This window comes from Geodermatophilus sp. DF01-2, from assembly GCF_004571065.1.
Taxonomy (GTDB): Bacteria; Actinomycetota; Actinomycetes; order Mycobacteriales; family Geodermatophilaceae; genus Geodermatophilus.
This window is the reverse complement of record NZ_SPQN01000023.1, coordinates 15,342-36,899: the sequence shown is the minus strand read 5'-3', so window position 1 is coordinate 36,899 and position 21,558 is coordinate 15,342. Positions and strand designations below refer to the sequence as shown.

The window sequence follows — 21,558 nt, the reverse complement described above, 5'->3', positions numbered from 1 at the left end:
GCCGTCCTCCCCACCCTTCGTAGCAGGACCCCGTCCTCCCGACTCTTCCGCAGGCTCAGTTCTCAGGGCGGGGCCCGGGACGGGGCCGGCGGGGCCCGGGACGGGGCCGAACTCGGGGACGCCCTGGAGGGAGCCCGGACAGTGCACACTCCGGACGACCGCCGTCCGTGGTGGCGGACGGCGGTCGTCTACGAGGTCTACCTGCGCAGCTTCGCGGACTCGGACGGCGACGGCACCGGTGACGTCAACGGGCTGCGCAGCCGGCTCCCGTACCTGGCCGACCTGGGCGTCGACGCCATCTGGGTGACCCCGTGGTACCCATCGCCGATGGCCGACGGCGGCTACGACGTCAGCGACCACCGCGACATCGACCCGCGGCTGGGCACCCTGGGCGAGGTCGATGCGCTGCTGGCCGAGGCCCACGGCGTGGGCCTGCGGCTGGTCGTCGACCTCGTCGCCAACCACACCTCCGCCGAACACCCGTGGTTCCGCGCAGCCGTCGCCGGCGGACCGAGCGCACCCGAGCGCACCCGCTACTTCTTCCGGGACGGCCGGGACGGCGGGCAGGCGCCACCCAACGACTGGGTCAGTGCGTTCGGCGGGCCGGCCTGGACGCGCGTGCGGGAGCCCGACGGGCGGATGGGCCAGTGGTACCTGCACCTCTTCGCCCCGGAGCAGCCGGACCTGGACTGGGCCGAGCCGGCGGTGTGGGAGGAGTTCGACGGAATCGTCCGCTTCTGGCTCGACCGCGGGGTCGACGGCATCCGGGTCGACGCGGCGCCCGCCATGGCCAAGGCCCCCGGCCTCCCCGACGCAGGTCACGGACCCGGGGCCCTGTTCGAATCGAGTCGCTGGGTGGACAACCCGCACTGGGACCGTGACGAGGTGCACGAGGTCTTCCGGCACTGGCGGAAGATCGCCGAGGGGTACGACGGCGACCGGCTGCTCGTCTCCGAGGCGGTGGTGAACGGGCCCGAGCGGCTGGCCCGCTACGTGCGACCGGACGAGCTGCACACGACCTTCAACTTCGACTACCTCAGGGCCCCCTGGGACGCGACCACCATCCGGGCCGCCGTCGACGGGACCCTGGCCGCCCTGGCACCGGTCGGCGCGCCTGTCACCTGGGTGCTCTCCAGTCACGACGAGACCCGGCACGTCACCCGGTTCGGCCGGGCGCGCAGCGGCGCGGCACCCATGGGCTTCGATCCGGCGTCCCCGGTCGATCGCGCACTCGGGCTCCGGCGGGCCCGGGCTGCCATCCTGCTGACGCTCGCCCTGCCGGGCGGGGCCTACCTGTACCAGGGCGAGGAGCTCGGCCTTCCCGAGGTGGAGGACCTACCCGAGGAGGTCCTCCAGGACCCCACGTGGGAGCGCTCCGGGCGCACGGCGCGCGGCCGCGACGGCTGCCGGGTGCCGCTGCCGTGGTCGGGGAACCGGCCGCCGTTCGGCTTCACCACGGACGGCGTCCGACCGTGGCTGCCCCAGCCGGAGGAGTGGCGGGAGCTGACCGTCGCCGCGCAGCGGAACGACCCGGCGTCGACCCTGTCGCTGTACCGGAGCGCGCTGCGGCTGCGCCGCAGCCTGCCCGGCCTGGCCGACGACGAGCCGCTGACCTGGCAGGATCTCGGAGACGACGTGCTGGCGTTCGACCGCGGGCCGCGCTTCCGGTGTGTCGTGAACCTGAGCGCCCGGCCGGTGCCGCTGGCCGGCCAGGGTGAGCCGGCGCTGACCAGCGAGGCGATGGCCGGCGAAGTGCCCCCGGACACGGCCGTCTGGTTGGTGGGTGGCTAGCGGGTCAGGAAGCGGGTGAGGACCAGGCGGTCCTCGCCCGGCCCCGCGCGGTCCTGCGCCAGGTGTGCGCTGGCACCGAGTGCGGTGTGGAACGCGACCGCGGCGGTGTTCCCGGGCCGGGCGACCGCCTGGACGACGCGTGCCCCGGTGTCCATGGCCAGCTCGTCGAACCGCCGCACCAGCCGACGACCCAGGCCGGTGCGGCGCCGGTCGTCCCGCACGGCGAGCAGGTGCAGGTACGCCAGCCGGTCGGCGGTGACCACGCCGAGCAGGTAGCCGACGTCCTCGCCGCCGGCGCTGCGGGCCAGCGTGCCGAACCCGCCGAACTGGTCGAACCACACCGGGTGGTGCAGCGGCCGGGTGTCGACGTCCCAGAACCGGTCGTGCGCGGCGAGCAGGCGGGCGCGGACGACGGGAGCCGACAGCTCGGCGAAGCCCACCAGCGCGACCTCGTCGGGCGGCGGCACGGGATGGCTCACCGGCGGGCCGCGGCCAGCTCGTCGCGGGTCGGCGGGTCGGCGCCCTCGCGGGTGCAGTTCAGGGCGGCGACGAGGGCAGCGTCGTCGACGATCGGCAGCAGCTCCTCGTCGGGTAGCTGCTCCAGCGCCGGGCGCGTGGTGACCCCGGCGTCGAGCAGTCCGGCGAACAGCCCCGCGGCGAGCGAGTCACCGGCGCCCACGGTGTCGACGACGTCCACCCGGGGCGGTTCGCGGCGCAGCAGGTTCCGGCCGGGCCGGGCGATGCGCAGCGGCGCCCCACCGTCGGTGAGCAGCACCAGGGCGACGCCGCGGTCGGCCCAGCGCAGCGCCGCCCCGTCGAGGTCGCCCTGCGCCTCGGGCTCGAGCCAGGCGAGGTCCTCGGCGCTGACCTTGACCACGTCGGCCCGGGACAGCAGCCGGTCCAGACGCGCGCGCACCTCGGCCGGCGAGTTGCCCAGCGCCGTCCCCACGCGGCCGCCGGCGAGCATCGGCCGGATGTTGGGGTCGACGCTGACCAGCGCGCTGCCCTCGGCCGCCACCGCCTCGACCAGCCGGGCGATCGCCTCGCAGCCGGGCGGCGTCCAGCTGGAGATGGAGCCGACGTGCAGGATCGCCGTCCCCGCCGGCAGGACGGCGGCCAGTTCCTCGTCGGTCCACTGCCAGTCGGCCGCGCCCTGGACGTGGAAGCCGTAGTCCGGCGAGCCGTCGGGGCCCAGCCCCACCACGGCGAGGCTGACCGGCTCGGTGGCCGGCACCAGCCCGGCGAGGTCGACGCCGGCCAGCTCCACGTGCCGCCGCAGCCCCGGGGCCAGCGGCCCGGTGCCCAGCCGCGCGAGCAGCCGCACCGGGACGCCGAGGCGGCCCGCCGCGACGGCGACGTTGAGGGCGTTACCACCGGGCCGGGCGACGTAGTGCGGCGTCGTGCCGGAAGGGCCGGCACCGGCGGCGACATCGGGCAGCAAGTCGACGACGAGCTCGCCGAGGACACTGAGCACCGGGCGGACGCTGGCCACGCTGCGACCCTAACGAGTGGACCGGTCCCACACGTCCTCGCTGGCTCGCGCGCGGCCGCACCTGGGACGATCACGGGTGACGACGATCGCTGCGGTGCGCCGGGCGGGTACCACCCGCGGACGACCGCGACCTGCGCAGGAGGACCGACCGATGCCGAACCCGTTCGTGAAGCTGTGGAGGTACCTCACGGCCTCCGCCAACGCGAAGATCGACGAGAAGGCCGATCCGAAGATCCAGATCCAGCAGGCGATCGAGGCGGAGCAGCAGCGGCACCAGGCCCTGGCCAACCAGGCGGCGGCGGTGCTCGGCAATCAGCGACAGCTGGAGATGCGGCTCAACCGGCAGCTCGGCGAGGTGGAGAAGCTGCAGGCCTCCGCGCGGCAGGCGCTGGTGCTGGCCGACCAGGCGCGCGCCGGCGGGGATGCGCCCAAAGCGGCGGAGTACGAGAACGCCGCGCAGGCGTTCGCCACCCAGCTGGTCGCCGCCGAACAGGCGATGGAGGATCTCAAGCGCAGCCACGACGAGGCGCTGCAGGCAGCCGAGCAGGCGCGCGGTGCGGTCGAGCAGAGCCGGATGCGGCTGCAGACGACGCTCGCCGAGCGGACCAAGCTGATGAGCCAGCTCGAGCAGGCCAAGATGCAGGAGCACGTGGCGGCGTCGCTCAAGCAGGTCAACGAGCTGTCTGCGCCGGGCAACACGCCGAGCCTGGCGGAGGTGCGGGACAAGGTGGAGGCCCGTTACGCCAACGCCCTCGGACAGGCCGAGCTGGCGCAGACGTCGGTCGAGGGCCGGATGCTCGAGGTACAGAGGGCGACGCTGGACGTCGCCGGCGCCTCCCGGCTCGACCAGATCCGCGCGTCGATGGGTCAGTCGGCGGTGACCGGCCAGGCCGCCTCTCCGGCGCTGGAGGAGGGGACGCCGTCGGTGCCGACGTCCACCGGTCAGGCGGCGGCCCAGCCGGCCGACCGCCCCGACCAGCAGTAGAAGGACTGCTTCCCCCGCGCCCCGCAGCTCGGCGCGGGCCCCTGAAGGGTGGCCACACACGCGAGGCCGGTTCCCGTGCGGAACCGGGCCCGCGGCTTCAGTGGGTGCTCGTGAGCGGGGGCGGGTGACCGGGCTCGCCGGTGCGGGCGGCCGGGTCGATGGGGGAGCGGGCGGCCTGGCAGCGCGGACACCAGTAGCTGACCCGCTCCTGCAGATCCGGGCCCTGGTCGCCGCGCAGGACGGACGTGCCGCAGCGCCGGCAGGGGCGGTCCTCGCGGCCGTAGACCCAGTGGTGGTGGCCACGGCGCAGGTCCCCGGTCGTGCTCTGCTCCGGATGGTCGCGGTTGGCCAGCATGAGGGTGCGCGCCCGCTCGACCAACCCGGCGAGGTCGGCGACGTCGCCCACCCGTGCCCACGGGTGGACGCCACAGAGGAACAGCGACTCGACCTTGTAGAGGTTGCCGATGCCCGCCAGGTTGCGCTGGTCCAGGATCGCCACGCCGACCTGCTCGTCGGGGGAGGCTCGCAGCCGGCGCAGCGCCTCCTCGAGGTCCCAGTCGGCGCCGAGGACGTCGGGGCCGAGGTGGCCGACGAGCTGGTCCTCCTGTTCGGTGCGCACCATCGCGATGTCGTGCAGCCGGTAGCCGACGCACTCCCACGCGTCGGTGGCCAGGACCGCGCGCACGGCGAAGGCCGGGCCGCCCCGCCATCGGGTACCCGGCCGGTAGATGTGCCAGCTGCCGTCCATCCGGAAGTGGGTCCGCAGGGTCCACCCGTCGGCGAAGCGGATGAGCACGTGCTTGCCGCGGGGGACGACCTCGGTGACCGTGCGGCCGGCGAGGTCGGTGGCGGCCAGCTGCGGCACCCGCAGCTCCCCCCGGCGCAGCGTGGCGCCGGCGAGCGCGGTGTCCAACCGCTTCGCGGCCAGCCAGACGGTGTCTCCCTCGGGCACGGTGCCAGTGTCCATGGACGGCGCGCCGGCCGCTGAGCTGCTGCGAGACCGACAGGAAGGAGGACGGGGGCCGGCGCCGAGGGAGGCGTGGCCGCTCCGCTCGGGGATGACCCGCACGAGGTCGCCAGGCGGTCGCTCCAGCCGAGCCCGGCACCGTGGCCGGCGTCGTCCGTGGTCGACCGCTGACCACACTCCCCGCGCGACCAGGCCACCGCGGAGTGGCGCTCAGCTCCGCAGGCGCAGGCCGCGGGGGGTGGCGGCGAAACCGGCCGCCTGGAGTGCGGCCGAGAGCGGGGTCGACTCGTGCACGGAGGTCCCGTCGGCCTTCTGCACCACCATCCGGCCCAGCGCACCCGCGGCCACCGCGCCGGACAGCGCCGTCGCGGCCTCCTTGAGTGCGGTCTCGTCCTCGGTCCAGGACAGCAGCGTCTTGCCGCCGCGCTCGACGTAGAGCACCAGCTCCCCGTCCACGAGCACGACCAGGGCACCGGCCTTGCGCCCGGCCCGGTGCCCGGCGGCCCGTCGTCCGCCGCCCGCGCCCTCGCCGACGTCGACCGCCTCGGTCGTGTCCGCGCTCGGGTCGCCGCCCGGACGCTCCGGCCAGGGCAGCGCCGCGCCGTAGACGTTGGCCGGGTCGGTGGCGGCCAGCACCACCGCGCCGCCGGGCACCCGGTCGGGCGAGGCTGAGCTGCGCAGCCGGTCGACCGACCCCGGCGTGCCGAACTGCGCGGCGCCGAGGGTCTCCACGAAGTAGCCGCGGCGGGCCCGGCCGTTCTCCTCGAATGCCCGCAACACGGGGTAGACAGCGGAGAACCCGCCGGGAACCTGCTCGGCCATCACCGCACCTCGGGTGAGGACGCCGTGCCGCTCCAGCAGCGCCTCGGCGCGGGCCGTCGTCCGCCTGGTGGGATCGGCCTCACGGTCGGGCAGCCGTGACCACCGGCCGGCCATCGTGGGCGGCCCGCTGCGGCTCGGCATGGCCGGCCGGCCCAGCCGGGTGCGGCCGTAGCGGCCCCGGTCGAGCCGGGCCCGGGGCGGGGAGGGCCGGCGCTTGTGCGTGCCGCCGCCGGCGAGCCGGGCGCGCAGCGGCGCCAGGGTGTCGTTGGTGAGCGCCCCGGCCCAGACGAGGTCCCATACGAGGTCGGCGAGGGCGGCGTCGTCGGTCGAACCGGCCGCGTCCGACAGGCCGCGGAAGAACAGCGCCTGCCCACCGGCCAGGTGTTCGAGCACCGTCGCCCCGGCCTCCGGCAGCTCCAGTGGCTCGGGCAGCAGCAGCGGGGCGAGGTCGGCCGGCACCAGGCTGACCCACCCGTCGCCGCCGGGCAGCCCGCCGGCTCCGTCCCACAGCACCTCGCCGGCGCTGGTCAGCTCGTCGAGCATCGCGGGGGAGTAGTCGCGGACCCGCGCCGGCAGGACCAGCGACTCCAGCGCGCTGGCGGGCACCAGCGCTCCGGCCAGCTGCTCGACGACGGCCAGGACGCCGTCCGGCCCTCGCATCCGGCTGCCTACGGACTGCCAGGACGGTGTGAACCGCGCGAGGGTACCGATCGGCACCGGCTCGACCTCCTGTCGCAGCCGGGCCAGGCTGCGCCGGCGAACCGACCGGAGCACGTCGGCGTCGCACCACTCCTGCCCGGTGCCGCCGGGACGGAACTCGCCGGTCACCAGGCGGCCCGTCCCGACCAGACGCTGCACGGTCGCGGCCACCACGGCGACGCCCAGCCCCAGCCGCTGCGCCACCTCGCCGGGTTGGAAGGGGCCGTGGGTGCGGGCGTAGCGGCCGACCAGGTCACCGAGCGGATCGGGCACCGGCTCGGTGAACACCTCGGGCACCCCGACCGGGAGCGCGGTGCCGAGGGCGTCGCGCAGCCGCCCGGCGTCCTCGATCGCGACGTGCCGCTCCTCGCCGGCGATGCGCACGGCCAGCGCACGGCGGGCGGCCACCAGCTCGTCCAGCCACGCTCGGCTCACGCCGCGGGCGGCCGCCTCGGCGAGGGTGAGGTCGCCGACGATGCGCAGCAGGTCCGCGGCGCCGTCCGGGTCGCGGGGATGGCGCTCGGCCGGCAACCGCTGCAGCTCCGCCTCCACCTCGGCGAGCGCCTCGGCGTCGAGCAGCTCGCGCAGCTCGGAGCGGCCGAGCAGCTCGGCGAGCAGGCCGGTGTCGAGGGCGAGCGCCTGGGCGCGGCGCTCGGCCAGCGGGGCGTCGCCCTCGTAGAGGAACTGGCCGACGTAGCCGAACAGCAGCGACTGGGCGAACGGCGACGCCGCCTGCGTCTGCACGTCCACCACCCGCACCCGGCGGGAGCGGACGTCGCGCATCAGCTCGACCAGGCCGGGCACGTCGTAGACGTCCTGCAGCACCTCGCGGGCGGCCTCGAGGGTGATCGGGAAGCTGGAGAACTCGCTGGCCACGGAGAGCAACTGGGCGGCGCGCTGGCGCTGCTGCCACAGCGGGGTGCGTCGGCGCGGGTCGCGGCGGGGCAGCAGCAGCGCCCGCGCCGCGCACTCGCGGAACCGGCTGGCGAACAGCGCCGAGCTGCCGACCTCGGCGGTCACCTCGCGCTCGACGTCGTCCGGGTCGAGGACGGCGAGGTCGGCCTCGGGCGGCTCGCCGGTGGTGTCGGGCAGGCGCAGCACGATGCCGTCGTCGGAGTGCATCGAGGCGACGTCGACGCCGTAGCGTTCCCGCAGCCGGGCGGCGAGCACCAGTGCCCACGGGGCGTTGACCTGGGCGCCGAAGGGGGAGTGGACGACCAGCCGCCAGTCGCCGAGCTCGTCGCGGAAGCGCTCCACCAGGAGCGTGCGGTCGTCGGGCAGGTGGCCGGTGGCCTGCTTCTGCTCGGCGAGGTAGGCCAGCAGGTTGGCCGCGCCCCACTCGTCCAGGCCGGCGGCGCGGGCGCGGTCGAGCCCGGCCTCGGGCGTCGCCGTCCCCACCTCGCGGAGGAAGGCGCCCAGCGCGCGGCCGAGCTCCAAGGGGCGGCCGGGGGCGTCGCCGTGCCAGAACGGCATCTTCCCGGGCTGGCCCGGAGCGGGGCTGACCAGCACCCGGTCGTGGGTGATCTCCTCGATCCGCCAGGAGGAGGAGCCGAGGAGGAAGACGTCGCCCACCCGCGACTCGTAGACCATCTCCTCGTCGAGCTCGCCGACCCGGCGTCCCCCGGTCCCCTCGCCGCCGACGAGGAAGACGCCGAACAGGCCCCGGTCGGGAATGGTGCCGCCGCTGGTGACCGCCAGCCGCTGGGCGCCGCCGCGGGCGGTGAGGGTGTCGGTGACCCGGTCCCACGTGAGTCGCGGCCGCAGCTCGGCGAACGCGTCGGAGGGGTAGCGGCCGGCGAGCATGTCGAGCACCGCGTGCAGGGCGGAGTCGGGCAGCGAGGCGAACGGCGCCGACCGGCGGACCAGCGCGGCGACCTCGTCGACTGTGCGCGGCCGCTCGGAGACGATCGCGATCACCTGCTGGGCGAGGACGTCGAGCGGGTTGCGCAGGTAGCGGATCGACTCGATCGCGCCGGCCTTCATCCGTTCCGCGACCAGCGCGCACTGCACCAGGTCGCCGCGGTACTTGGGGAACAGCACGCCCCGGCTGACCGCGCCCACCTGGTGCCCGGCCCGGCCCACCCGCTGCAGTCCGGAGGCGACCGTGGGCGGCGCCTCCACCTGCACGACGAGGTCGACCGCGCCCATGTCGATGCCGAGCTCCAGGCTCGAGGTGGCGACCACCGCCGGCAACCGGCCGGACTTCAGCGCCTCCTCGACGGCCGCCCGCTGCTCGCGGGAGACCGAGCCGTGGTGGGCCGCCGCCACAGGCTGCCCGCCGCCGGGCACCCCGCCGCCCGACCCGGCCTGGGCGCACATCAGCGCAGCGGCGTTGGCCGCCGGCGGAACGGGCTCCCCGGTCGTCCGCTCGTAGGCCAGCTCGTTGAGTCGGCTGGTCAGCCGCTCGGCCAGCCGCCGGGAGTTGGCGAAGACGATGGTGCTGCGGTGGGCCTGGACGAGGTCGAGCACCCGCTCCTCGACCGCCGGCCAGATCGACGTCCGCGGCTGGTTGCCCGCCGCCGAGCCGTCGAGCTCACCGGTGGGCTGGCCCAGGGAGCTCATGTCCTCGACCGGGACGACGACCGAGAGGTCCCAGTCCTTGGCCGAACCGGGCACGACCACCTCCACCGGACGGCCGCCGGCGAGGAAGGTCGCCATCTCCTCGATCGGGCGCACCGTCGCCGACAGACCGATCCGCTGCGCCGGGCGCTCAAGTAGCTCGTCGAGCCGGTCGAGGGAGACGGCCAGGTGCGCGCCGCGTTTGGTGTCGGCCACCGCGTGCACCTCGTCGACGATCACCGTCTCGACGCCGCGCAACGCCTCCCGGGCCGAGCTGGTGAGCAGCAGGAAGAGCGACTCCGGCGTGGTGATGAGGATGTCGGGAGGCCGCCGGGCGAAGGCCCGCCGCTCGTCGGCCGGGGTGTCCCCGGACCGGATGCCCACCTGGATCTCCGGGCGCGCGAGGCCCAGCCGGGCCGCGGCCTGGCCGATCCCGGCCAGCGGCGCCCGCAGGTTGCGCTCGACGTCGACCGCCAGCGCCTTGAGGGGGGAGACGTAGAGGACCCGGCAGCGAGCCCGCTCGTCGACCGGCGCGGGCGCGCTGGCCAGCCGGTCCAGCGACCAGAGGAAGGCCGCGAGGGTCTTGCCCGAGCCGGTGGGGGCCACGACGAGGGCGTGCCCTCCGCTGCTGATCGCCTGCCACGCCCCCTCCTGGGCGGCGGTCGGCTCGGCGAAGGCGCCGGTGAACCAGGCCCGGGTGGGCTGGGAGAACCGGTCGAGGGCGGGCACGGCTCCCAGTGTCCACAGGGGGACGACACTCCGGTGGCCTGCACGGGGCGGTCGGGGTCCGACGTGGTGTGCGGCACACTGGCGGGCATGCGCCGTTTCCTGTACGAGGCCGAGCACGAGGATTTCCGGGAGACGGTCCGGGCCTGGGCCGAGAAGAACGTCGTCCCTTTCCACGACCAGTGGGAGCGGGACGGCATCGTGCCGCGGGAGGTCTGGACCTCGGCCGGCGCGCAGGGACTGCTCGGCACCGACATGGAGGAGCGCTACGGCGGCGGGGGCGTCCGCGACTTCCGCTACCAGGCGGTCCTCGACGAGGAGCTCATGCGGATCGGCGCGACCGGCGTCGGCTTCAGCCTGCACAACGACGTCGCCGGGCCCTACCTGCGCGACCTCGGCACCGACGAGCAGAAGCAGCGTTGGCTGCCCGGCTTCTGCAGCGGTGAGGTGATCACCGCCATCGCCATGACCGAGCCGTCGGCCGGCAGCGACCTGCAGGGCATCCGGACGACGGCCCGCCGTGACGGCGACGGATGGGTGCTCACCGGCTCGAAGACCTTCATCACCAACGGGATCAACGCCGACCTGGTCATCGTCGTGGCCCGTACCGATCCCGACGCCCCCGGCTCCCGGGGCCTGAGCCTCCTGGTCGTGGAGCGGGACATGCCGGGCTTCACCCGCGGCCGGAACCTGGCGAAGGTCGGCCTGAAGGCGCAGGACACCGCGGAGCTGTTCTTCGACGGCGTGCGCGTGCCGGCGGAGAACCTGTTGGGCACGGAGAACCGCGGTTTCGCGCATCTGATGGAGAACCTGCCGCAGGAGCGGCTGTCCATCGCCGTCGGCGCGGTGGCCGCGGCCGAGACCGTCCTGGCCCAGACCGTCGAGTACGTCACCGGCCGCACCGCCTTCGGCCGGCCGGTCGGCAGCTTCCAGAACACCCGCTTCGTCCTCGCCGAGCTGCAGACCGAGGTCACCATCGCCCGCACGTTCGTCGACGAGTGCATCCGGCAGCTCAACGACGGGGAGCTCACCCCGGTCGACGCGGCGATGGCCAAGTACTGGACGACGGAGCTGCAGAACACGGTGGCCGACCGCTGCCTGCAACTGCACGGCGGCTACGGCTACATGGACGAGTACCCGGTCTCCAAGGCCTGGCGGGACGCGCGCATCCAGCCCATCTACGGCGGCACCAACGAGATCATGCGGGAGATCGTCGGCCGCTCCATGGGCCTGTAGGCCCTCCCGGCCGTGACCGTGCAGACGCGGACCGTCGACCCGGCGCTGGTGCAGCGCCGGACCCTGGGCGTGCTCGGCGGGGTAGTGGCGCTCAGCGGCCTCGGGGTGACCGTCGGCATCACCGTCGGCGGCCTGCTCGCCCGCGACGTGGCCGGCTCCGACGCCGCGGCCGGGCTCGGTCAGACGGCCGGCGTGCTCGGCGCCGCGGTCCTCGCCGTGCCGCTGGCGCGGATCAGCGACCGCGCCGGTCGCCGGGCCGGGCTGGCGGCCGGGTATGCGGTCGCCGTCCTCGGGGCGCTGCTCACCGTCGTCGCCGCGGTGGTCGGCTCCCTGCCGCTGCTGCTCGTGGGCCTGTTCGCCTTCGGGGCGGCCACCGCGTGCGGCCTCCAGGCCAGGTACGCAGCAGCCGACCTGGCCGCTCCGGAGCACCGCGGGCGGGCGCTGTCCCTGGTGGTCTGGGCAGCGACGGTCGGGTCGGTCCTCGGCCCCAACCTGGCGGAACCTGGCCAGGCGCTCGGCGCCGCCCTCGGACTGGCACCCCTGGCCGGCGCCTTCGCCATCTCCGTGGCGGTCTTCGCCGTGGTGGCCCTGGGTCTGCTCGTCCTGCTGCGGCCGGACCCGCTGCTGCTGGCGCGGCAGCTCCGCGGCGCCGGCGCGGACGCCGGCCGTCCCCGCCGGGCCACCTCGGCCGCCGTCGGCGCCGTCTGGGCCGATCCGCGGGGCCGGCTCGGGCTCACCGCGGTCGTGGTCTCCCACGCGGTGATGGTCGGCGTGATGGTGATGACCCCGGTGCACATGGGCCACGGCGACGGGACGACGCTTCGGGTCATCGGCCTGGTGATCAGCGTGCACGTCGCCGGCATGTACCTGTTCTCCCCACTCGTCGGACAGCTGGCCGACCGGGCCGGCCGCCGGACGACGGTGGCCGTGGCCGCGGCCCTGCTGTTGGCGGCGGCCGTGTTGGCGGGGACGGCGCCGCCGGGGGCGGCGGTCCAGCTGGGGGCGGGGTTGTTGCTGCTCGGGCTCGGGTGGTCCTGCGGGCTGATCGCCGGCTCCACCCTCGTCACCGAGTCCGTGGGGCAGGAGCGGCGGCCGGCCGCGCAGGGCGGCGCCGACCTGCTCATGGGGCTGGGCGCCGCCGTGGCGGGCGTCGTCGGCGGGCCGTTGCTCGCCGTGGGCGGTTACGGCCTGGTGGCGCTGGTGTCGGCCGTGCTCGTGGTCCCGCTGGTGGTCGTCTGGGCGCGCACCGGGGAGGCCGTGCCGGCGCCGGGGGCTCAGCGACCGCGGTAGTTGCGGTAGAGCAGGATGAGCAGGACCAGCAGGGCCAGCGCGATCCCGATCTCGAGGACGAGGTCCAGGGTGCTGGAGCCGGTGCCGGGGATCACGCCTCCAGGGTAGGAGCCCCCGGGGCGCACCTGCTCCTCGTGCATGCGCGCTAGCGTCGGTGGCGTGCGCCTGCAGGAATTCTGGTCCCGGCTCGGTGAGCAGTTCGGCTCCATGCGCGCCGAGAGCGTGGCCCGCGACCACGTCTTCGCCTCCCTGGGTGGGCGCAACGCCGTCGAGGCGATCGAGGCCGGCCTGCCGGTCCGCCGGGTGTGGCTGGCGATCTGCGAGGAGTTCGACGTCCCGCGCAAGGACCGCTGACCGGGCAGTCGGGCATGGGATTGGCCGGCTGCGCCGCCGGACACGGGGAACCGGTGGCCGGTGAGGGGGGCGCGTGGACTCCGTGGACGAGATCGAGGAGCGGGTGCGCGCCCAGCAGCGGGTGACCGCGCTGGTCCAGGGACTGCCAGTGGCCGACGCCGAGCGCCGGGTACCGGCCTGTCCGGCCTGGACGGTCCGCGACCTGCTCGCCCACGTCGTGGGCCTGGACGCCGACGTGCTCGCCGGCGACGAACCCGACGACCACAACGCCACCTGGACGCAGTCGCAGGTCGACACCCGCCGCGACAGGGACCTGGCGACGCTGCTCTCCGAGTGGGCGGAGATGACCGGCCCGATGCGGGCCTGGATGGCCGGGCACGGTACCCGACCGCTCGGTGACGTGGTCATCCACGAGCAGGACCTGCGAGGAGCGCTCGACGTCCCCGGTGCCCGCGACGCGCCTGCCTGGGCGGTGCTGCGCGAGCGGTTCGCCCGCCGGCTGGACGGCCGGGTCGCCGACGCCGGCCTCCCTCCGGTGGCACTGGCCGGCGACACCTGGACCCACGGGGACCCGGACACCGCCGGGCTGGTGCTGCACGCGCCCGACTTCGACCTCGCCCGGGCCCTCGTCACCCGGCGGTCGGCCGGCCAGTTGCGGTCGTGGTGTCGACCGGGGACGTGACGCCCTACCTCGACTGTCTCGCCGTCCTCGGCCCGCTGCCCACGGTCGACCTCCGCCACTGACCCGGTGGACCGGCCCGCTGCACTCGTCCCGGGACACGAGTGCGCCGGATGTCCCGGCGTGCGATCGACTGCGGATGGGCGTGTCATGCTGGAAGTCGAACACACGTTCGGGCTAGATTGGGTGCCGCAGTCCACAGGCCGGGCGTCCCTCCACAGGTCGGCTGGGTCCCCCGGAAGTGTCAGCCCCCCGCTCTAGCGTCGGCACCGACCCGCTCGACCACACACTGCACCGCGACTTCCCGAAGGTGAGCACCATGGCAACGCTCGACCGCGACAAGGCCCTCGACATGGCCCTCGCCCAGATCGACAAGCAGTTCGGCAAGGGCTCGGTGATGCGGCTGGGCGACAACGCCGCGCAGGCCATCAAGGTCATCCCGACCGGCTCCATCGCCCTCGACATCGCCCTCGGCATCGGCGGCCTGCCGCGCGGCCGCGTCATCGAGGTGTACGGCCCCGAGGCCTCCGGCAAGACGACGGTCGCCCTGCACGCGGTGGCCAACGCCCAGGCCGCCGGCGGCATCGCGGCGTTCATCGACGCCGAGCACGCGCTCGACCCCGAGTACGCCCGGGCGATCGGCGTCGACACCGACGCGCTGCTGGTCAGCCAGCCCGACACCGGTGAGCAGGCGCTGGAGATCGCCGACATGCTCATCCGCTCCGGCGCGCTCGACATCATCGTCATCGACTCGGTCGCCGCGCTCGTGCCCCGTGCCGAGATCGAGGGCGAGATGGGCGACAGCCACGTCGGCCTGCAGGCCCGCCTGATGAGCCAGGCGCTGCGCAAGATCACCGGCGCGCTGAACAACTCCGGCACGACCGCGATCTTCATCAACCAGCTGCGCGAGAAGGTCGGCGTCGTCTACGGCTCCCCGGAGGTGACCACCGGTGGCCGCGCGCTGAAGTTCTACTCGTCGGTCCGGCTCGACGTGCGTCGCATCGAGACCCTCAAGCAGGGCACGGAGGCCGTCGGCAGCCGGGTCCGCGTGAAGGTCGTCAAGAACAAGGTCGCCGCCCCGTTCAAGCAGGCCGAACTCGACCTGCTGTGGGGTGTCGGCTTCAGCCGTGAGGGCGGCCTGATCGACGCCGGCGTCGAACAGGGCTTCATCCGCAAGTCCGGCGCCTGGTACACGTACGAGGGCGACCAGCTCGGCCAGGGCAAGGAGAACGTCCGCACCTTCCTGCGGGACAACCCCGACCTCGCCGACGAGATCGAGAAGAAGGTCAAGGAGAAGCTCGGCATCGGGCCGCAGGTCGACGCGCCCGCCCCGGCCGACACGGTCGACTTCTGACGGTGAGCACCTGGCCCGAGGTCCGGGAGCATCCCGCGCCCGGACGCCGGCGCGGACGGCGATCCGGAACGTCCCCTGACCCGGACGGTCCGGGCGCCGCTCTGCCCGCCGGCGGCCCGCACCCCGAGGACGACCCGGGGGACCCGGAGCAGGTCGCCCGATCCATCTGCCTGCGGGCGCTGACCGGCGCGCCGAAGACCCGCCAGCAGTTGGCCGACCTGCTCGCCAAACGGGGAATCCCCGAGGAGGCCGCCGAACGGGTCCTCGATCGCTTCGGCGAGGTCGGGCTCATCGACGACGCCGCCTTCGCCCGGGCCTGGGTGACCTCCCGGCAGGCGGGCCGCGGCCTGGCACGGCGGGCGCTCAAGGCCGAACTGCGCGCCAAGGGCGTCGACGGAGAGGTCGCCGAGGAGGCGGTCGCCCTCGTCGACGACCAGGACGAGTGGGAGGCAGCCCGCCGCCTGGTGCAGCGCCGCCTGTCCGGCCTGCGCCGGTTCGACCGGGCCACCGCCGAGCGGCGGCTGGTGGGCATGCTGGCCCGCAAGGGCTACGGGGCCGGGCTGGCCGCGTGGGTGGTCCGGGAGGCCCTCGACGAGGACCGGTCCGGGGAGGACGCCGAGGAGCCGGGCGCGCACGGCGAGCAGGGGCTCGACGCCTGGCTGTCCTGACCGGTCACGCTCGCCGTGGCGGTCCCTTCCTACCGACCGGCCCGCTGCACACCCGGTCCCGACCAGTCCGGCCACCGATCGCGCGTGCCGGCCGGTGCCGGGCGGCCCCTCCCGGTCCGGCTCTCTCCTGGCGTCGACCTCCTCCAGGGCACCGCCGGCCCCGTCCCGGTGGCCCTCCTGCAGGGTCCTGCCGCGAGCTCGCGAGTGGCGGGGGGCAGGAGGGTCCTTCTGCTGAGCTTGCGAAGGATGGGGAGGACGGGGTCCTTGTACGAGGGGTGGGGAGGAGGAGGCCCTTCGACGGAGGGCTCGGGGAGAGTCCTTCTACGAGTGGCGGGGGGCCGGGGGTCCTCTTTCAGGTCGGGTCGGAGTCCCGGCTGCCGCTCCGCTTCCCGCCGGCGAGGCCGACCTCGCTGGCTCCTGGTCGGGAAGGCGGATCAGCCCCGGGACGCCCCGAGGGCAAGCGGCCGGCCGGCAAGTCAGCCGGCGGAGTGGGAGGGCAGGCCGTCAACCGGCAGAGCGCGGCGCCGGGACGTCAGCCGGCGAACGCTCCGCCGACCACGCGGGGACGTCGACGGCGATGCCGTCCGGCGCCTCGTCGTCGGCCACGAGCCAGCTACCCCCGGTGCCGAGACCGGAGGTGAGCCACGCCCGGATCTGCACCTCGAAGGCCTGCTGATGCGCGGCGACCGGACGGCTCACCGGCCCGAGGAAGGTCAGGTCGGTCTCCTCGCCGTCGGCAGAGCGCAGCACCACCCGACACCGCGAGCGTCGGTGCCGAGCGGGCGGGACGACCTCCCGCACGACGGCGGTCTGCGCACCCGCGGCGGTCGCGAACTCGGGCGCCGAGGCGCGCAGCCGGGCCACGAACTCCTGGGCGACGTCCATCGGCGCTTCCGTGCGGCGCACCAGGCCGGGACCGGGGGCACGGCGGGGCGGAGAGCGGTGTCCACGCCAGTGGTATCGGCAGGTCCGCGCTCGGGCGTGACCGACCAGTTCCGCCTCTCAGGCCCCGCCGCCCACTGGCACCCGACTGTCCTCGTCGGCGGCCGTGCCCGCCTCACCTGCTGTCCGCGATTGCCGGCGCTCGAGGTACTGCGCCAGCCGGCCGAGCGCGTAGTTGATCGCGATGTACATCAGCGCGATGACGATGAACGTCTGGATCGGGTTGTCCAGGTTGCGGCGGATGCTCTCGCCCTGGCTGAGCAGCTCGTCGAAGTTGGCCACGAAGGTCACCAGCGAGGTGTCCTTGAGCACGACCACGAGCTGACTGATGATTGCCGGCAGCATGACGCGGAACGCCTGCGGCAGCAGCACCAGGCGCATCGCCTGGCCGTTGGTGAGCCCGGTCGCCAGAGCCGCCTCCCGCTGCCCACGGGGAAGCGACTCCACCCCGGCCCGCACGACCTCGGCGAAGATCACCATGTTGTAGGCGGTCAGGCCGATGACCAGGCCCCACAGCACTGCGCCGCCCGGCAGCTCGTCCAGGGGAACGCCGACGTCAGGCAGCACCCGCACGCCGAAGTAGACCAGCACGACCACTGGCAGCCCGCGGAAGACCTCGACGAGCCCAATCAGCGGGATGCGCCCGGTGCGACCGAGGGACAGCCGGGCCACGGCGATCAGCGTGCCGAGCACGATCGACAGCGTCATGGCGATTGCCGCGGCCTTGAGCGTGTTGACCACGCCCTCGAGCAGCAGCCGCCAGACGGCGTCGAAGGCCTCGTTTCCGGGATTGATGAGCGGACCCCACTTCTCCATCGTGAACTCGCCCTGCTCGACCAGGCGGCGGACGACGACGAAGGCCAGCACGGCCAGGACCAGCAGGGCTACGACGGTGCCGATACGCGTACGGCGCTGAGCGCGCGGACCCTGGGCGTCGTAGAGGACGGACTGCTGGCTCATCGGGCGATCGCCACCTTCCGCTCGATGACATGCAACAGCGCCCCGGCGGGCAGCGTGATGAGGAGGAACCCGAGGGCGACACCGATGAACACCGGCAAGGTCTCGTAGCCCCGCGCGCTGGTCAGCGTTAGCCCGGTGCTCCAGAGGTCGCCCCCGACACCGAATGCGCCGACCACCGCGGAGTTCTTGAACATGGCGATGATGACGCTGCCCAGCGGCGGGACGACGGTGCGCAGGGCCTGGGGCAGCACGACGAAGCGCAGGCTTTGGGTGAAGTTCAGGCCGATCGAGCGCGCTGCCTCGGCCTGGCCGGCGGAGACCGAGTTGATGCCCGAGCGGACGGCCTCGCAGACGAACGCCGAGGTGTAGAGGACCAGGCCCAGCACGCCGAAGAAGAAGAAGCTGCGGATAACGCCGAGCTCGGGTAGCCCGAACGCGCAGAAGAACAGGACGACCGACAGCGGCGTGTTGCGGAAGGTAGTCACCCAGAAGGCGCCAAAGCGCTGCAGCGGCGGGACGGGGGAGACGCGGCACGCGGCGATCAGCATGCCGAGCACGAGGGAGCCGACCAGCGACCACAGGATGATGCTCAGCGACGTCAGGAAGCCGCTGACGTAGTCGTCGAGGTTCTCGGTGACCGCATCCACGCGCGCTCCCTCACGGTCCGTGGGTGGGACAGGACGAGGGACTGCGGCCGGCGGATGCGCGGCCGGCCGCAGTCCCTTGATCGATCAGGAGCAGGGAGCGGGCTCGGGCAGCTCGGGGGTCTCGGCGCCCTCGACCTGGCCGGCGGTGGACTCCCAGGCCTCGACGTAGGCCTCCTCGTTCTCCGCGAGGGTTTCGTTGATGAATTCGCAGAACGCGACGTCGCCGCGCTCGATGCCGATGCCGTAGGGCTCCTCGGTGAACTGCTCGCCGACCAACTTGAACGCGCCATCGGACTCGGCGACGTAGCCCAGCAGGATGACGTTGTCGGTGGTCACCGCGTCGACCGTGCCATTGCTCAGGGCGTCGACGCACTGCGAATACTCGTCGAAGAGCACCAGCTGCTCCTGCTCGCTGGCCAGGTACGGGCGGATGTTCTCCGACGGAGTCGAGCCGGTCACCGTGCAGACGGTGGCGTCGGGGTTCTCCATGAACGACTCCGGTCCGGTGATCGTCGTGTTGTCCGACCTGACCATGATCTGTTGGCCGGCCACGTAGTACGGCCCGGCGAAAGAGACCCGCTCGCGGCGCTCGTCGTTGATCGTGTACGTGGCGACGACCATGTCGACCTCGCCGCCCTCGATGACCTCCTCGCGCACGGCCGAGGGCGTCTCGACGAAGTCGATGTCCTCGGGCGCGATGCCGAGCTCGGCGGCGATAATCTTCGCGACTTCGACGTCGAAGCCCTCGACCTCGCCCTCGAGGTTCTCCAGTCCGAAGCCCGGCTGGTCGAACTTGGTGCCGACGGTGATGGTGCCGGCCTCGGCCAGCTCGGCCATCGTCGTCCCGGGCTCAAACTCGGGGGCCTCGGCGACCGGCGGCCCGGCGGCCGTTTCGTCGGCCTCGTCACCGCCACAGGCAGCGAGGGCGAGGGAGGCGATGGCGACCGTGGCGGCCAGGGTGGTGCGGCGGGTCCTCATGTGTGGGTCCTCTCGATCGGGGAACGCGGTCAGTGGGTGAGGATCTTGGACAGGAAGTCCTTGGCCCGATCGGACGCCGGGCGGGTGAAGAAGGTTTCCGGGTCGGCGGATTCGACGATCCGGCCGGCGTCCATGAACACGACCCGGTTGGCAGCCCGGCGGGCGAAGCCCATCTCGTGGGTGACGACGACCATCGTCATGCCGTCGCGGGCGAGCGTGGTCATCACGTCGAGGACCTCGTTGATCATCTCGGGGTCCAGCGCCGAGGTCGGCTCGTCGAAGAGCATCACCTTCGGGTCCATCGCCAGCGCGCGGGCGATCGCCACCCGCTGCTGCTGACCGCCGGACAGCTGCGCGGGCACCTTCTCGGCCTGCGCGCCCACGCCGACCCGGTCGAGCAGCTCGCGGGCGCGCCGCTCGGCCTCACCCTTCGACTGCCGGCGGACCTTGACCGGGCCCAGGGTCACGTTCTCCAGAACGGTCTTGTGCGCGAAGAGGTTGAAGCTCTGGAACACCATGCCGACGTCGGCGCGCAGCCGGGCCAGCTGCTTGCCCTCCTCGGGCAGCCGCTCGCCGTCGATGGCGATCTCACCCTGCTGGATCGGCTCCAGGCGGTTGATCGTGCGGCACAGCGTCGACTTCCCGGAGCCGGACGGCCCGATGACCACGACCACCTCGCCGCGGTCGATGGACAGGTCGATGTCCTGCAGCACGTGCAGCTCACCGAACCACTTGTTGACACCGGACAGACGGACGAGAGGCTCTCCGGCGGAACGGCTGGTCACCCGGGGAACCCTAGAGGCGGTGGGCGACGGTATCCGCCCCTGGCGATCACGAAGGCGTAACGAAGCCGCGGCGGGGACACCCGCTGGTTTCGCCGTACTCTCGATCCGTCATGACGACCGACCTCAGCGCCGCCACCCCGCCCCGGACCTACCGGGTCCGCACCTTCGGCTGCCAGATGAACGTGCACGACTCCGAGCGCCTCTCCGGGCTCCTGGAGGCGGCCGGCTACACCGCCGCGGCGGAGGGGGACGACGCCGACGTCGTCGTCCTCAACACCTGCGCGGTGCGGGAGAACGCCGACAACCGGCTCTACGGCAACCTCGGCCACCTGCGCCCGGTCAAGGACGCGCACCCGGGAATGCAGATCGCCGTCGGCGGATGCCTGGCGCAGAAGGACCGCGGCGAGATCGTCCGCCGCGCTCCGTGGGTCGACGTCGTCTTCGGCACGCACAACGTCGGTTCCCTGCCGGCGCTGCTGGAGCGGGCGCGGCACAACGCCGAGGCGCAGGTGGAGATCAAGGAGGCTCTCGAGGTCTTCCCGTCGACGCTGCCGGCCAAGCGGGACTCCGCATACTCCGGCTGGGTGTCGATCAGCGTCGGGTGCAACAACACCTGCACGTTCTGCATCGTCCCGTCGCTGCGCGGCACGGAGAAGGACCGTCGTCCGGGCGAGATCCTCGCCGAGGTGCAGGCGCTGGTCGACCAGGGCGTGCTCGAGGTGACCCTGCTCGGCCAGAACGTGAACAGCTACGGCGCCGAGTTCGGCGACCGGGGCGCCTTCGCCGACCTGCTGCGCGCAGTCGGCCGCATCGGGGGCCTGGAGCGGATCCGATTCACCAGCCCGCACCCGCGGGAGTTCACCGACGACGTCATCGCCGCGATGGCCGAGACGCCGGCGGTCTGCCACTCGCTGCACATGCCGCTGCAGTCGGGATCGGACGACGTCCTGCGCCGCATGCGCCGTGCCTACCGCCGGGAGCGCTTCCTCGGCATCCTCGACCGGGTGCGGGCGGCGATGCCCGACGCGGCGATCACCACCGACATCATCGTGGGGTTCCCCGGCGAGACCGAGGCCGACTTCGAGCAGACCCTCGACGTGGTGCGCGCCGCCCGGTTCGCCGGCGCCTTCACCTTCCAGTACTCCAAGCGGCCCGGGACGCCGGCCGCCGAGATGGACGGCCAGCTGCCCAAGGCCGTCGTCCAGGAGCGCTACGAGCGGTTGGTCGCCCTGCAGGAGGAGATCAGCTGGGCGGAGAACCGCGCCCAGGTGGGGCGGACCGTCGAGCTGCTGGTGGCCGCGGGGGAGGGCAGCAAGGACGCCCGCACCGGCCGACTCTCCGGCCGCGCCCGCGACGGCCGGCTCGTGCACTTCACGGCCGCGGACGGCGTCCGTCCGGGCGATGTCGTCGAGACCGTGGTGACCCAGGCGGCGCCGCACCACCTGGTCGCCGACGGGCCGCTGCTGTCGCACCGGCGGACCCGCGCGGGAGACGCCGCCGAGGCAGGTAGCCGCCCGACCACGCCCGGCGTGCTGCTCGGGATGCCGCGGATCGGCGCCCCGGCCTGAGGCCCCCCGGCCCCCTGCAGCGTCCCGACGCGACCCGTCCCGGGTACCGCCCTGAG

At 73.9% G+C, this 21,558-nt stretch carries 18 protein-coding genes; 9 read left to right on the top strand and 9 right to left on the bottom strand.

Going from position 1 to position 21,558, the window contains the following annotated elements; genetic code table 11:
• Positions 1-141 precede the first annotated feature (141 nt).
• A complete protein-coding gene (locus tag E4P41_RS08805; protein WP_209307611.1) occupies positions 142-1,791 on the top strand; it encodes an alpha-amylase family glycosyl hydrolase in 1,650 nt (549 codons plus the stop codon).
• On the opposite strand, the gene E4P41_RS08800 is transcribed toward E4P41_RS08805, so the two are convergent.
• Positions 1,788-2,258, bottom strand: a complete 471-nt coding sequence (locus tag E4P41_RS08800) for a GNAT family N-acetyltransferase (RefSeq protein ID WP_167760989.1) — start codon at positions 2,256-2,258, stop codon at positions 1,788-1,790. The genes E4P41_RS08805 and E4P41_RS08800 overlap by 4 nt on opposite strands.
• A gap of 8 nt (positions 2,259-2,266) precedes the next feature.
• The gene (locus E4P41_RS08795) at positions 2,267-3,283 is read right to left on the bottom strand and encodes a carbohydrate kinase (RefSeq protein WP_135140640.1); all 1,017 of its coding nucleotides are present in this window, start codon (positions 3,281-3,283) and stop codon (positions 2,267-2,269) included.
• A gap of 151 nt (positions 3,284-3,434) precedes the next feature.
• On the opposite strand from E4P41_RS08795, the gene E4P41_RS08790 reads away from it, so the two are divergent.
• Entirely contained in the window at positions 3,435-4,268 is an 834-nt protein-coding gene (locus tag E4P41_RS08790; protein ID WP_135140638.1) for a PspA/IM30 family protein, read from the top strand.
• A 97-nt stretch (positions 4,269-4,365) separates the two neighbouring features.
• Here E4P41_RS08790 and E4P41_RS08785 read toward each other — a convergent pair whose 3' ends face one another.
• Positions 4,366-5,220, bottom strand: coding sequence for a DNA-formamidopyrimidine glycosylase family protein (locus E4P41_RS08785; RefSeq protein ID WP_135140636.1), 855 nt, complete (start codon positions 5,218-5,220; stop codon positions 4,366-4,368).
• Positions 5,221-5,445: 225 nt separating this feature from the next.
• Positions 5,446-10,044, bottom strand: a complete 4,599-nt coding sequence (locus E4P41_RS08780; RefSeq protein ID WP_135140634.1) for an ATP-dependent helicase — start codon at positions 10,042-10,044, stop codon at positions 5,446-5,448.
• Between the two features lie 87 nt (positions 10,045-10,131).
• Here E4P41_RS08780 and E4P41_RS08775 point away from each other — a divergent pair, with 87 nt between their 5' ends.
• The 6 genes from E4P41_RS08775 to E4P41_RS08750 all read left to right on the top strand — a co-directional run bounded on the left by E4P41_RS08775 (position 10,132) and on the right by E4P41_RS08750 (position 15,622).
• The gene (locus E4P41_RS08775) at positions 10,132-11,277 is read left to right on the top strand and encodes an acyl-CoA dehydrogenase family protein (RefSeq protein ID WP_135140632.1); all 1,146 of its coding nucleotides are present in this window, start codon (positions 10,132-10,134) and stop codon (positions 11,275-11,277) included.
• A 12-nt stretch (positions 11,278-11,289) separates the two neighbouring features.
• Positions 11,290-12,567 carry an MFS transporter gene (locus E4P41_RS08770; protein ID WP_135140630.1) on the top strand — a complete coding sequence of 426 codons (1,278 nt, stop codon included), beginning with the start codon at positions 11,290-11,292 and terminating at the stop codon, positions 12,565-12,567.
• A gap of 159 nt (positions 12,568-12,726) precedes the next feature.
• Positions 12,727-12,921 carry a DUF3046 domain-containing protein gene (locus tag E4P41_RS08765; protein ID WP_209307610.1) on the top strand — a complete coding sequence of 65 codons (195 nt, stop codon included), beginning with the start codon at positions 12,727-12,729 and terminating at the stop codon, positions 12,919-12,921.
• Positions 12,922-12,994: 73 nt separating this feature from the next.
• Positions 12,995-13,603, top strand: a complete 609-nt coding sequence (locus tag E4P41_RS08760) for a maleylpyruvate isomerase family mycothiol-dependent enzyme (protein ID WP_209307609.1) — start codon at positions 12,995-12,997, stop codon at positions 13,601-13,603.
• 316 nt (positions 13,604-13,919) lie between these two features.
• Positions 13,920-14,954, top strand: a complete 1,035-nt coding sequence (gene recA, locus E4P41_RS08755) for a recombinase RecA (RefSeq protein WP_135140626.1) — start codon at positions 13,920-13,922, stop codon at positions 14,952-14,954.
• A 2-nt stretch (positions 14,955-14,956) separates the two neighbouring features.
• Entirely contained in the window at positions 14,957-15,622 is a 666-nt protein-coding gene (locus tag E4P41_RS08750) for a regulatory protein RecX (protein ID WP_135140624.1), read from the top strand.
• A gap of 504 nt (positions 15,623-16,126) precedes the next feature.
• Here the strand turns inward: E4P41_RS08750 and E4P41_RS08745 are convergent.
• The 5 genes from E4P41_RS08745 to E4P41_RS08725 form a co-directional block, all read right to left on the bottom strand.
• Positions 16,127-16,507: a hypothetical protein gene (locus E4P41_RS08745; RefSeq protein WP_135140622.1), complete on the bottom strand. Its 381-nt coding sequence runs from the start codon at positions 16,505-16,507 to the stop codon at positions 16,127-16,129.
• Positions 16,508-16,624: 117 nt separating this feature from the next.
• Positions 16,625-17,524 carry an amino acid ABC transporter permease gene (locus E4P41_RS08740; RefSeq protein ID WP_135140620.1) on the bottom strand — a complete coding sequence of 300 codons (900 nt, stop codon included), beginning with the start codon at positions 17,522-17,524 and terminating at the stop codon, positions 16,625-16,627.
• A complete protein-coding gene (locus E4P41_RS08735) occupies positions 17,521-18,171 on the bottom strand; it encodes an amino acid ABC transporter permease (protein ID WP_135140618.1) in 651 nt (216 codons plus the stop codon). Before E4P41_RS08735 ends, E4P41_RS08740 begins: the two co-directional genes overlap by 4 nt.
• 84 nt (positions 18,172-18,255) lie before the next feature.
• Positions 18,256-19,149, bottom strand: a complete 894-nt coding sequence (locus tag E4P41_RS08730; protein ID WP_135140616.1) for a glutamate ABC transporter substrate-binding protein — start codon at positions 19,147-19,149, stop codon at positions 18,256-18,258.
• 29 nt (positions 19,150-19,178) lie between these two features.
• A complete protein-coding gene (locus E4P41_RS08725; protein ID WP_135140614.1) occupies positions 19,179-19,934 on the bottom strand; it encodes an amino acid ABC transporter ATP-binding protein in 756 nt (251 codons plus the stop codon).
• Between the two features lie 110 nt (positions 19,935-20,044).
• On the opposite strand from E4P41_RS08725, the gene miaB reads away from it, so the two are divergent.
• Positions 20,045-21,502 carry a tRNA (N6-isopentenyl adenosine(37)-C2)-methylthiotransferase MiaB gene (gene miaB, locus E4P41_RS08720; protein WP_135140612.1) on the top strand — a complete coding sequence of 486 codons (1,458 nt, stop codon included), beginning with the start codon at positions 20,045-20,047 and terminating at the stop codon, positions 21,500-21,502.
• The last annotated feature ends 56 nt before the right edge of the window (positions 21,503-21,558 follow it).

Bases quoted from the DNA above. Each gene is read 5' to 3' on its own strand.
- E4P41_RS08775 (WP_135140632.1), top strand. From the start codon at position 10,132: ATGCGCCGTTTCCTGTACGAGGCCGAGCACGAGGATTTCCGGGAGACG.
- E4P41_RS08790 (WP_135140638.1), top strand. From the start codon at position 3,435: ATGCCGAACCCGTTCGTGAAGCTGTGGAGGTACCTCACGGCCTCCGCC.
- E4P41_RS08745 (WP_135140622.1), bottom strand. From the start codon at position 16,507: ATGGACGTCGCCCAGGAGTTCGTGGCCCGGCTGCGCGCCTCGGCGCCC.
- E4P41_RS08730 (WP_135140616.1), bottom strand. From the start codon at position 19,149: ATGAGGACCCGCCGCACCACCCTGGCCGCCACGGTCGCCATCGCCTCC.
- miaB (WP_135140612.1), top strand. From the start codon at position 20,045: ATGACGACCGACCTCAGCGCCGCCACCCCGCCCCGGACCTACCGGGTC.
- E4P41_RS08740 (WP_135140620.1), bottom strand. From the start codon at position 17,524: ATGAGCCAGCAGTCCGTCCTCTACGACGCCCAGGGTCCGCGCGCTCAG.
- recA (WP_135140626.1), top strand. From the start codon at position 13,920: ATGGCAACGCTCGACCGCGACAAGGCCCTCGACATGGCCCTCGCCCAG.